Annotated in this window: 9 protein-coding genes and 1 tRNA gene; 4 read left to right on the forward strand and 6 right to left on the reverse strand. The window is 70.2% G+C overall.

Annotation, left to right across the window (positions count from 1 at the left end):
• Positions 1–293: 293 nt before the first annotated feature.
• The gene (locus ACZ6S4_RS19205; RefSeq protein WP_465476239.1) at positions 294–1,007 is read left to right on the forward strand and encodes an ANTAR domain-containing protein; all 714 of its coding nucleotides are present in this window, start codon (positions 294–296) and stop codon (positions 1,005–1,007) included.
• 50 nt (positions 1,008–1,057) lie between these two features.
• Here the strand turns inward: ACZ6S4_RS19205 and ACZ6S4_RS19210 are convergent, their stop codons facing one another.
• A complete protein-coding gene (locus ACZ6S4_RS19210; RefSeq protein ID WP_465476240.1) occupies positions 1,058–1,612 on the reverse strand; it encodes an ATP-binding protein in 555 nt (184 codons plus the stop codon).
• A 39-nt stretch (positions 1,613–1,651) separates the two neighbouring features.
• Here ACZ6S4_RS19210 and ACZ6S4_RS19215 point away from each other — a divergent pair, with 39 nt between their 5' ends.
• Positions 1,652–2,017, forward strand: a complete 366-nt coding sequence (locus tag ACZ6S4_RS19215) for an STAS domain-containing protein (RefSeq protein WP_465476241.1) — start codon at positions 1,652–1,654, stop codon at positions 2,015–2,017.
• Here the strand turns inward: ACZ6S4_RS19215 and ACZ6S4_RS19220 are convergent, their stop codons facing one another.
• Entirely contained in the window at positions 2,018–3,274 is a 1,257-nt protein-coding gene (locus tag ACZ6S4_RS19220; RefSeq protein ID WP_465476242.1) for a PP2C family protein-serine/threonine phosphatase, read from the reverse strand.
• 294 nt (positions 3,275–3,568) lie between these two features.
• A complete protein-coding gene (locus tag ACZ6S4_RS19225) occupies positions 3,569–5,896 on the reverse strand; it encodes an ATP-binding protein (protein ID WP_465476243.1) in 2,328 nt (775 codons plus the stop codon).
• A 438-nt stretch (positions 5,897–6,334) separates the two neighbouring features.
• On the opposite strand from ACZ6S4_RS19225, the gene ACZ6S4_RS19230 reads away from it, so the two are divergent.
• A complete protein-coding gene (locus ACZ6S4_RS19230) occupies positions 6,335–7,339 on the forward strand; it encodes an ATP-binding protein (protein WP_465476244.1) in 1,005 nt (334 codons plus the stop codon).
• Between the two features lie 303 nt (positions 7,340–7,642).
• Here the strand turns inward: ACZ6S4_RS19230 and ACZ6S4_RS19235 are convergent.
• Positions 7,643–7,719: transfer RNA gene (locus ACZ6S4_RS19235), tRNA-Thr, on the reverse strand.
• Between the two features lie 108 nt (positions 7,720–7,827).
• On the opposite strand from ACZ6S4_RS19235, the gene ACZ6S4_RS19240 reads away from it, so the two are divergent.
• Positions 7,828–9,621 carry a metallophosphoesterase gene (locus tag ACZ6S4_RS19240; RefSeq protein ID WP_465476245.1) on the forward strand — a complete coding sequence of 598 codons (1,794 nt, stop codon included), beginning with the start codon at positions 7,828–7,830 and terminating at the stop codon, positions 9,619–9,621.
• An 8-nt stretch (positions 9,622–9,629) separates the two neighbouring features.
• Here the strand turns inward: ACZ6S4_RS19240 and ACZ6S4_RS19245 are convergent, their stop codons facing one another.
• Both ACZ6S4_RS19245 and ACZ6S4_RS19250 read right to left on the reverse strand, forming a co-directional pair.
• Complete coding sequence (locus ACZ6S4_RS19245) at positions 9,630–10,604, reverse strand: NAD-dependent epimerase/dehydratase family protein (protein WP_465476246.1); 975 nt, start codon at positions 10,602–10,604, stop codon at positions 9,630–9,632.
• Between the two features lie 271 nt (positions 10,605–10,875).
• The gene (locus ACZ6S4_RS19250; protein WP_360550984.1) at positions 10,876–11,712 is read right to left on the reverse strand and encodes a PSP1 domain-containing protein; all 837 of its coding nucleotides are present in this window, start codon (positions 11,710–11,712) and stop codon (positions 10,876–10,878) included.
• Between the last annotated feature and the right edge of the window lie 35 nt (positions 11,713–11,747).

Here is an 11,747-nt window from a genome sequence, read left to right on the forward strand (position 1 = left end):
ACGGCTGGCTGCTCAACCGGCGGCCCCTGGAAGACCGCGACCGGCAAGTTCCACACGGCGCACTCGCCCAGATCGAGGGGCATCGTCCAGCGCGTCGCCGCCTGAACGGTTTATCGACCGTACCAGGAGTAAGCTCAGTGGCCTGGGGTCGACATTCTTCGAAGGTCGGCCGAGCCAGCGTCAAGCAGCGGCGCGGTCCAGGGCCTCTCGCTCGAGAGTCCTACAGCGGATCCGCGCACACCCGCACCCATCAGGGGTGGCGGTGATGTGTCCATCGCAAGGACACACAGCTCATGACGCACACCCCGTACATGGAACCCGCCGACGCCTTTGCCCGGCTCGGCCGGATCAAGCTCAGTGAAACCGACCTCAACGGCGTGTTCCATCAGATCGCCGACCTCGCCAAACGCACGATCCCTGGTGCTACCGAGGTTTCCGTCACCCTGGTGCCGGCCAAGGGTGCATATACCCCCGCCTTTACTGGCGACCTCGCCCTGAGCCTTGACGAGTTCCAGTACGAACTCGGCCACGGACCCTGCCTCGCCGCGGCAGTCTCCACCAGCACTCAGCACATCGCCGACATGACCGCCGACAGCCGGTGGCCGGACTGGACCGTCCGGGCTTGCGAGGCGGGAGCTCACAGCTCCCTGTCGATCGGACTGCCCGTGCAGGAGGCCGTCACCGGGGCGCTCAACATCTACGCCGACAAACCCGACGCCTTCGACGAGGACGCCCTCGCCGTCGCGCAGACCTTCGCGAGCTATGCCGAGGTGGCCATGGCCAACGCCTACCTCTACAACGCCAAGACCACCCTCGCCCAACACATGGAGATCGCGATGCGTAGCCGCGCCGTGATCGAGCAGGCCAAGGGCATCATCATGGGCGACCGGCGGTGCAGCGCCGACGAGGCCTTCACCATCCTGACCAGGCTGTCTCAGGAGACCAACCGCAAACTCCGCGAAGTCGCCGTGCTCCTGATCGAGCGCTCCACCACTCCCAAGCGTTGAACGTTCTCTGAGGTGATGTGGAAAGCCGGAGTGGACTGGTGGTCACAGGCTCACTGACGGTCGTACGCGTGGAGTTGTTTCGTCATGCGGAGCAGCACGTGACCGGGTTGTCCGTTCACGAAAGCTGCCGTGTCGGCGAGCGCGGCGATCAAGGGCAGTCCACGGCCGCCGACAGTCAGCGGGCCGGGCAGCTCGGCGGTGAGCACGTCGCCGTCGGGAGTGCTGCCGCGGTTGCCGACCTCGATCAGGCAGTCGTGGTCGTCGATGACGATGGTGACCTTGACAGCACTGTCCTGCTCAGCGTGCACCACCGCGTTGGCGCAGGCCTCGGAGATCAGCACGGCGAGGTGACCGCGAATCTCGTGGTCGGCGTCGGTGAGGCTGAGAAGTGTGGTGAGCACGTGACGAGCGCGGGTCACCGACGGTGGTTGCCGTGGCAGTGACAAATCCATGGTCACGCGCATTCCGGCAGCTCCCCCTTCGGCCCGGCGCCGACCCCGATCTTGCCGACCGTGATGTGCCGTACCCGGGGATCGGTGGGCCGAAACGGGCCCGGCACGGCCTCGTCGTGGGCTCGGCCACGGCGGGTTTCCTGCTGGGCGCATAGGGTGGGGCTGCGAATTGTCCGCGCTTGGGAGGCCGTTGTGGATCTGTTGTTGTCAGCCCGGCCGGGCCGGGGGTGCACCGTGGTCGAGGTGCGCGGTGACCTCGACATGGCAACCGCCCCGGAGCTTCGCGACGGTCTGCAGCGGCTGGTCGATGCCGGTGACCGCCAGGTGGTGGTGGATATGGGCGGGGTAGCGTTCATGGACTCCAGCGCGCTGGGCGCGCTCGTGGTGATGTTCAAGGCGCTGGGGGATGTCGGTGGCCGGCTGTGCCTGGCCGCGGCGCAGCCTGCAGTGCTGAGCGTCCTGAAGATCACCTCGGTCGATCAGGTGATCGACCTCTATGACACCGTGCAGGCAGCCGAAGCGGATGTGCCGTCCGTGGACGGAACATCCGCCGGGTAGTCAGTCGGGCAGTGCCGAACTGGCCCGCTCGGGGTCTGCGCCCGCGCTGGTGCGCCGGTTTCCCCCGTGCCCGCCGTACCAGTCCAGCATCAGCAGCGTCGCGTCATCGGCCAGCGTCGGACCGGCCACCTCGAGTACCGCGTCGGCCAACGCCCGGACAGCCTCGCGCGGGTGCAGATCGCCGATCGACCCCAACATGGCGGGCAGGTCCAGGGCGGCGGCGTTGCGCTCGCGCATCCCGTCGGTGACCATGACCAGGCGGTCGCCCGGTTGCAGCGTGATCTCACCGTGGTGGAAGTCGGCGTCGGCGAACATGCCCAGCGGGAAGTTGCCGGGCAGCCGCACCGGCTGGGCGTCCCCGGCGCGTACCAGCAGCGGGGGAATGTGTCCGGCGTTGAGCAGGGCGCACAGCCCGGTACGCAGGTCGAGGCGGCCGAGTACCCCGGTGACGAAGCTGCCGCGCACCCCGGCGTGTCCGGCCACTGCGGCGTTCGCGGCACCGGCCTGCTCCACCAGGCCGGCCCCGTGGCGGCGGGTGTTGCGCAGGCTCCCGACACCGAGGGTGGCCGTCAGTGCGCTGTGCACGCCGTGGCCCATCGCGTCGGTGACACTGAAATGCAGCGCGTCGCGGCCCAGGCTGTAGTCGAAGGTGTCGCCACCGACGCTGGCGGCCGGTTCCAGCCAGCCGGACAGGGTGAACGCGCTGGCCTCGCACGTGAACGAGGCCGGCAGCAGGCGGCGCTGGATCTCCGCCGACAAGGTGAACGGGGTCGTGCGTTGTCCCCACTCGAACATGTCGGTGTGCCGGCGGTTCGCGATCACCACGAACGCCAACGCATGCGCCGTACGCGCGATGTCCCTCAGGACCCCCACGTTCGGCTCCTGGGGCAACACCAGTTCCAGCAGGCCGATCGCCTCACCGCGTTCGGTCACCGGAGCCAACACCGTCCAGCCGTCAGGACCGGCGAGGACCTGCGCCGCCTGGGTGCGCAACGCCTGCTCGGTGGGACCGCCGTCGAACGGCAGCACGGTGGCGACCTCGTCACCATCGCGGCGAGTCCCGCCTACACGGCCGAACGGCACGTGCGCCAGCCGTACCAGCGCCCGGCCGCTGAGATCGGCGATCAGGAACGACACGGTCCGCGCGCCCAGCGCCGCACCGAGCTCACGGGTGACCGCCTCGACCGCTTCCACCGGCGAGGCGTCCTCCGCCGCGTCCAACATCCCGGCCAGGACCCGCTCTTGACTGATCTCCACTCTCGGAGTCTAGGAGCGACCGCCGCTCACCGTCATCGCGTGGTCGACCAGGGCGCGCAGCGTGCGCGCGGCAGGCCAGGGGACGCGGTGGTCGCCCGGCTGGCCGACCCGGCCGGACCCCTGCCGGATCCGGGGTAAGGGCGGTGCCCGCGTACGACGACATCACCGTCGTGGTGTTCACCTCGTCGACCGCGCCGGCCGAGGCGGAGCTCTGCTACGCCGCCGGCGCGGACAGCTACGTCTACAAACCGCTCAACTTCGCCTGTTCCAGACCGTCCTGCGGAGCACCATCGACTACTGGCGGTCGCGGGCCGCATCGGCTCCGGACAAGGGATCGGGTGAGGTCGCGGGGAAGGTGAGCCAGATCGTGGTCCCGCCGCCGGGTGACGAGTCCGCCCAGGCCTGACCGCCGTGCCGCTCGACGAGGCGCCGCACGATGGCCAGCCCGGCGCCCGACCCGCCGCCGTGCTCACCCGGTGCGTGCAACCGCTTGAACAGCTGGAACGCCTGGTCGCGCAGGTGCTCCGGGATGCCGATGCCGTTGTCGGCGACGTAGACAGTGGACACCTGCTCGGCGCCGCCGGGAGGCGTCAACCGTGCACCGCCGACGGTGACCTGGCGGGCCACGCCGGGGCGGGCGTACTTCGCCGCGTTGACCAGCAGGTTGATCAGCACCTCGTCGAGGCGCACCGGGTCGGCGTGCACCGTCACCTCGCCGGCCACCGGCCGGTGGACGTCGACGGATTCCTCGGCCAGGCGGGGCCCGGCCACCTCCAGCGCCCGGTCCACGGCTTCGCGCAGGTCGATGTCCTCGCGCCGCACTTCGGTGCGGCCCAGCCGGGAGATGTGCAGCAGCGAGTTCAGCAGTTCATCCATCCGGGTCGCCAGCCGTTGGATGGCGGTCAGCCGGCGCGCGGTGACCGTGTCGAGGCCGGAACCCGCGTCCTCGACGATGAACGCCGCCGTGTGGGCGATGCCGCGCAACGGTTCCTTGAGGTCGTGCCCGGCGGCGTGAGCGAACGAGTCGAGGTCGACGTTGCTGCGGGCCAGCTCGGCGTTGAGGGCCCCCACGGCCTGGGCGTGCGTGAGCGCCACCTCCACAATCGACCGGCCGAGTTCGGCCGCCATCACCAGGTCCGACGTCGACCACGGCGTGCTGCGGCCCCGGACCGTGGCCAGATACACCGCCGTCGACCCGCGCGGGGTCAGCCGTCGGCCGTTCGGGCCCGCGACCACGGGTTGATCGGGATCGATCGCCCAGCGCTGTTGCGTGGCGCTACCCGTACGCAGCCAAGCGATGCAATCCTCGCCGGCCAACGGCAGCACCAGCGCCCCGTCGACCCCACCCGGGCACGGGGTCAGGCCGAGCACCTCACCGACCCGGTCGGACTGCCACAACTCGCCGGACCGCAGGGAGGGCAGCGCCGCCCAGAACTGCGCCACCGCCGCCGGGTGCACCCTGGAGCCGTGCGCCGTCACCCGGCCGCCGAACCTGATCGCCACCGCATCACAGGGCAGGATCCCGTCGAGCCCGGCCGGGCCGCCCACCCAGCCGGATGGCAGATCCTCCGCGATGGTCTCCATCAGCCTCGCGATGACGATGCGGGACTGTTCCCGGGCGGCCGTCTCGTCGCGCTCCCGCAAAGCGGCGAGGTGCAGCGACAGCGCCACCCCGAAGAACTCGCACGCAGCCCGCAGCTCCGGGCTGAGCCGGTTCGGGGCCCGCCCGTGGCAGGCGATGAGCCCCCACAACCGCCCGTCGGCCAGCAGCGACACCGACATCGACGAGGTCACCGCGATGTTGCGCAGATACTCGATATGGAACGGCGACACCGTCCGCAACACCGACAACGACAGATCCAGGGGAACGCCGGCACCCGGCAGGACCGGCGGGACCAGCCCGGCACCCGGGTCATCGACGTCGACGATGACCCTGATCCAGTTCTGCTCGTACAGCCGGCGGGCCTGCGGAGGGATGTCGGTGGCCGGGAACCACAGACCCAGCCACGGTGCCCAGTCGTCCGCGACGTCCTCGGCGATGACCTCCCCCGGCCCGTCAACGGTGTCGAACCGGTACGCCACCACCCGGTCGTACCCGGTGACCGCACGCACCTCCCGCACGGCCGCACGACAGGCCTCAGCCACCGACCCCGCCCGCTGCAACCGGGTCAGCGCCTGCCGGATGGGGGCGTACGTACGGGAAAACGACAACGTGCTCGCGGTGCCGACCGGTTCGAACTCCAGCACCACCAGCCCGTCGGCCACGTACACCGTCACGTGGAACTCCCGGCCGTCGCCCACGGTGACGGGCACTGTTTCCGCGGCCCCGGGGCTGTCCTCGGCCAGCCCCAGCAGCGCCTCGCACTGCTCGTCGCCGAGCAGCAGGGTCAGGGGAGCGCCGATCAGCTCATCGACGGACAGCCCGAGCACCTCGGCCGTGTTGGCACTCACCATCTCGACGACCCCGGCCCGCGCGGCCACCAGCGCGCCGTACGACTGCACACCACCCAGCCGGTGGATCGGCTCACGCACACAATCGGCGAGATCGAACGGCGTACCGGCCTCGCGTTCGGCCGCCAGCTCCCGCTCGGAAAGCCAATCCGGTCCCCGGTCCGTCGTCATCGCGCACGCCCTGTCCTCGTCGAACCCGCGTGCGGTCGTGTCCCACGCTACTCAGCCCGCGAAATGACCACCCCAGCACGGGCCGATCGACTTGGCCGGTGGTAGGCGGTGTCACGGAGACTGGGCCAGCGCTGCCTGGCGGCGATACCGGGCGCGAACAGGGGCGTCCGGGTTGCGAGGGCGTCGAGGCAGGCGTGTTGCCGGCTGGCGTGCTGCGCTTGGCCGACAGCTTCGGCAGGGCGGCGGCACAGGCCGCGGGGGACGGATCGGTGTGGGCCTTCCTGGTGAGGGTACCCAAGTAGGAAGCTCGCCGGCGCCCGGCCGATTCTGTTCGGACCTCGCCGGCAACGGCACAACGGCCGCCATCTACCGAAGGATCCGAAATGTTGCGATCTTGACCCCCGGCGTACGGACCGTAGCGGCTGCGATGGTCCGACGATGACCGTGGACGAAGTGGCCGATCAGCGCGGGCACAAATTCCCCCACACCGCATTCATCATCAGCGCCGACGTCGAGCTGCCGTCCGTGCTGGGCCCAGAGTTGCACCGCTCGGCGGAAATATACGACGAGGTGCTGCTGGTTGTCGGCGAGCGCACCCGCGCCGCGTTGACCGACGGTGCCGACCTGCCGGTAAAGATCTTGAGCTGGGGTGACCCCGCTGCGTTCTACCAGCGGCTCGGTTCGGCGTACGAAGCGTTCCGCCGCTATCTCGCCGCGCAGCATCAGGCCAGCCGCCGAGTGCACGTGATCGCCGAACCGGACCTCAACAGCGCCATCAGTCCCGAATTCCGCGCCGACCGGGCTACGGCGTATCTGGGGTACGAGGCGGCCTGTAACGACACGTACGCGATCGGCGGGTCCGCGGTGACCTGCATCTGGGACCGCCGCGACCACGCAGACACCACCATCGATGGGGTACGGGCGACGCACACACATCTGCTCACCGCCGACGGGCTGAAGCCGTCGTCGCACTACCTGCCCCCGGAGCGTTACCTGGCCGAACGGCACGATACGCCGATGCAGCCGGCGCCCCCGCTCGTCGATCACGACGTGATGCTGCGCGAGGTCGCCGATCTGAGCGCCTTACGTTCGATGATGGGTGCCTGGGCCGTCGGGCACAATTTCGCCGAGGAAGCGACAGAAGACCTCGTCGTGGCGGTGATCGAGGTGGCCACCAACGGGCTGCGCCACGGCGCAGCCCCGGTCCGGGCCCGCGCCTGGCAACGCGACGACACCCTGCTCGTGCAATGCGACGACGTCGGGAGTCAGCAGATCCCGGCTACCGCCGGCTACTACCGTCCCCGTCCGCTGGCCGCGACTGCCGGTGGACGGGGGCTGTGGCTGGCCCGTCAACTCGCCGACGTGGTCACCATGTCCTCGACTTCGGGCCGTACCACGGTTCGTCTGCACTTTCCGCGAGCACTGATGCGGGCGCGGGCGTAGACCGGCGGGCGCAGACACCCTCATCGGTGCAGCCGATCGGGGGTGCCGCCACCGTGACCATCATCGGTCCGGCACCGCGGTCTGTGAGGGCTCAAGCCCACAGCCGCTCTCGCTCGAACCTGCCCCACCCAAGGGTTCCCAGCTGAGGCCCGCCGACGCAACCCGCGGACCGCCGCGTTCACCGGCGAACTGGCCCTCCTGCTCGACCAGAAGCAATACGAACGTGCCGTTCGGGGGGCGGTTCAGAACTACATCGATAAACGTAAGGCCCCGACCGGCGTTCCGCTGGTCAGGGCCTTACCGTGGAGCCGCCTGACGGAATCGAACCGTCGACCTACGCATTACGAGTGCGTCGCTCTAGCCGACTGAGCTAAGGCGGCAACGATCGTTGAGTCTACTGCATCGGTCGTCGTACTCCTGAACGGGTCCGGCTGCGACGCGCCGGAAGCGGACGGCAGGTGTCATACCCCCGGACTAGTCTGCCTCTCGTGACCGATCAACAGCCGCCCCCGCGGCATCGACGGCGGTCCGCCGAGGCCGAGCCCTCGGTGGCGCGGCGGCCGGTGAGCATGGATCCGCAGCAGCTCGGGTTCACGCCCCAGCGGCCAGTCGGCTGGCTGGCCCCGCTACTCCTGCTCAGCACCGGTCTGCGCTCGCTGATGGCCACCCTGTTCGGCGCCTATCTCGACAAGCGCGAGCTGCAGAACGCCCTCTCCGGCGACTCCTTCCAACAGCCGGGCACCGACGGTGAGCTGTGGCTCGACTACGTCGCCGACCTGGGCGACGGCTTCCACGCGACCTACTCGGTGGCGTACCTGTTGGCGCAGCCACAGTTGGAGGTCGACGGCCGGGTCCTGCCTCGCGGCCAGGTGCTGCTCATGGGTGGCGATCAGGTCTATCCGCTCGCCAACGGCGACGGTTACGAAAATCGGATGAAAGGGCCGTACCGCGCGGCCCTGCCGGAGGCGCCGGCCGGCGGGCCGCGACCCACTCTCTTCGCCCTGCCGGGCAACCACGACTGGTACGACGGCCTCACCGCATTCCTCCGCCTCTTCGCACGCCGCAAGGACGGGCACATCGGCGGCTGGCGCACCCAGCAGCGCCGTTCCTACTTCGCCGTGGAGTTGCCGGCCAACTGGTGGCTGTTCGCGATCGACGAGCAGTTCGGCGCGTACATCGACGACCCGCAGCTGCTCTACTTCGAGAAGGCCGCCGGCAACCTCGGCCCCGACGACCGGATCATCCTGATGACGCCGTCGCCGACCTGGGTCAAGGCCGCCAAGAAGCCCGAGGCGTACGACGCGGTCGACTACTTCATCCGCACCATCCTCGCGCCGACCGGGGCCCAGGTTCGCCTGCTCGTCTCCGGCGACCTGCACCATTACGCCCGCTACACCGGCGAGGACCGCGAACTGATCACGTGCGGTGGCGGCGGCGCCTACCTGCTGGGCACGCACCAGCTGCCGGAAACGCTGACCGTGCCGCCGAAGGAGACGCTGACCCGCAGCGCCAGCCGCAGCCGGGAGTATTCGCTGGCGTCCCGCTTCCCCAGCGCCACGCAGTCCCGCCGGATGGGCTGGGGAGTCTTCGGCAAGCTCCCGGCCCGCAACACCGGCTTCGCGACGATGCTCGGCATCGTCCACACCCTGACCATGCTGGCCATGGCGGGCGCGGCCAGCCAGGGCGGCACGATCCAGCGGCTGTTCAGCATCCCGCTGGTATTCATGCTGGTGCTGATCCTGACCGGCACGGTGCTGTTCGCGCAGCCGCCGGGCGCCAGCTCCGACAAACACGCCCGGCATTGGATCCTGGGCCTGGCCCACGGCTTCGCCCAGATAGCTCTCGCGGCGGGCGGCACCTGGGTGTGGCTGCAGCTGCCGTTCCGAGATTGGGCCTGGCCGGGGCCGCTGGCGGTGGCTGCGGTGCTCTACGGGCCGTTGATCGCTTACCTGGCGACGCAGCTGCTGGCGCTTTATCTCCTGATCGCGAGCTATTTCGACGTCAACGTCAACGAGCTGTTCGCGGGCCAGGGCATCGAGGACGCCAAAAGCTTCCTCCGCCTGCATATCGCGGCGGACGGCACGCTGACCGTGCACCCGATCGGCGTCGAGAAGATCTGCCGGCAGTGGACGGCCAACCCTCACGCGGCGCCGGACAGTTCGTGGCTTCGCCCGGAGGAGCCGCTGCTGACTCATCTGATCGAGCCACCGATTGTGGTGGACGGCCCGGCCCATCCGGCGCCGTCGTCGGTTCCGGTGGCACCCGGCACGGCAGAGCTGTAGGGAGGGGACTACACCTTGAGCGGGACGGCCACGGCGAGCTGGTCATGGTCGATCAGCCAGCGCACCGATTCCAGGACGGCGTCCTCCGGCTCGTAGCGCGGTGTGTATCCGAGGAGCGTGCGGGCTTTGTCGATGCTGAAGTAGTGGCTGCGGGAGAGGTGTTCCCAGCTGGCTTCGGCGGCCTCGTCGGAGCTCGAGCTGCTGCGGAACTGCTCCCAGGTCACCGTGCGCAGCTCCGCCGTCCGGCCGAACCAGGACGCGGCGATCTCGGCGTAACCGCGAACGTTGAGCGCTGAGGGTGCGACGACGGTGAAGTCCTGTCCGGCGGCGGCAGCTCGGTGGTCGACGGCGGCCTCGAAGGCCTGGGCCACGTCGTCGGCGTGCACGTGGTGCATGAACTCGGCACCGATCCCCGGCACGTCAATCGGCTCCCCCGCGGAAAGCCTGGCCCAGACCCCAGGGTCGAGGTTGCCGAGCGGGCCGATCGGGTGCCAGCCCGGACCGACGATGTGGCCGGGATGCAGCGACGTGGTGACCAATCCGCCGGACCTGGTCTCGGCCTGCAGCATGTCGGCGATGGCGGCCTTGGCGATGCCGTACTCGCCGAGCGGCGGGGTCGCGTTGTCCTCGGTGATCGGGAACTTCCCGCTCGGGCCGGCGCGCCAGATCGAGCCGCAGTGCAGCAGATGGCCGGTCTCGCCGCGCAGCCGCTCGACGAGGGCAGTCGCGGAGTCGAGGGTGAAGCAGATGAGGTCGATGACGACGTCGGGGCGAAGGCCGGCGACACGATCCCCGAAGGTGCCCGCCCGGTCCTCGGCCTCCCGGTCCCCGCTGACCTGCCGCACCTGCTGCCAGGCCGGATCATCGGTGTAGCTGGAGCTCTGCCCGCGGCTGATGCTGATCACCTCGTGACCGGCGCGGGCCAGTCGCGGGACCAGGAACGTGCCGATGTGCCCGCTGCCGCCGATGACCACGACCCTCATGACGTCAGGCTATGCCGGGCCGCCGCACTATGCCGGGCCACCGGGCCACCGGGCCACCGGGCCGCCAGGCCACCGGGCCGCCAGGCCACCGGGCCACCGCGCCGCCAGGCCACCGCGCCGCCAGGCCGCCGCGCCACCAGGCCACCGCGCCACCAGGCCGCCGCGCCACCAGGCCGCCGCGCCACCAGGCCGCCGCGCCACCAGGCCGCCGCGCCACCAGGCCGCCGCGCCGCAGGGCCGCCGCGCCGCCGAGGACCGCCGGATCGGTCGCTCAGGAGTACTGCTCGTCGTGCGCCTGCCGCGGACCGCACACCGACGCCCGGCTGCACGAGCAGCGGGAGCCGTCCGCGTCCATCCTGACCACGACCGCGTCCTTCGGGACGCTGTGGGCCACCACCCTGCCGTCGCCCTCCGGGGTCGTCACCCGGCTGCCCACGGCCGGCGCCGACGCCTGGAACTTCTGGTACAGGGGGTGTTCGTATTTGAGGCAGCACATCAGGCGGCCGCACGCGCCGGAGATGCGCAGGGGGTTCAGCGGGAGGTCCTGGTCCTTCGCCATCCGGATCGTCACCGGCTCGAAGTCCGTCAGGAACGTCGCGCAGCACAGGTCTCGGCCGCAGGAGCCGATGCCGCCCTGGACCCGGGCCGAGTCGCGGGCCGACAGCTGGCGCAGCTCCACCCGGCAGTGCAGGGTCGCTCCGAGGTCGCGGACCAGGGAACGGAAGTCCACCCGGTGCGGGGCCGTGAAGTAGATCGTGGTGCGGGCGCCCCCCGTACCGGCCTGCTCCAGGACGTGGTCCACGGCCACGACCTTCATCGGGAGCTCGTGGGCCTTGATCAGTTTTTTGGCCGCGACCTTCGCCTCGGCCTTGCGTTTGCGCAGCAGCTCGTCGCGGCGCAGGTCGCGGTCGTCGGCGAGGCCGGCGACCTTGGGGAAACCGTCCGTGTCCTCGCTGACCCACTGCGCCGCCCAGACGCATTCCGCCACCTCGGGTCCGTCGTCGGTCGGGACCAGCACGCGGTCGCCGACCTGGGGCGAGAACTCACCCGGGTCGAGGTAGTAGAGACGGCCGTAGCGGTTGAAGCTGACGGCGCAGAGCATGCCCATGACCACACCCTACGGCGACGGACCGGCGGTGCGAA

The sequence above is a fragment of the Actinoplanes sp. NPDC051405 genome, from assembly GCF_055586185.1.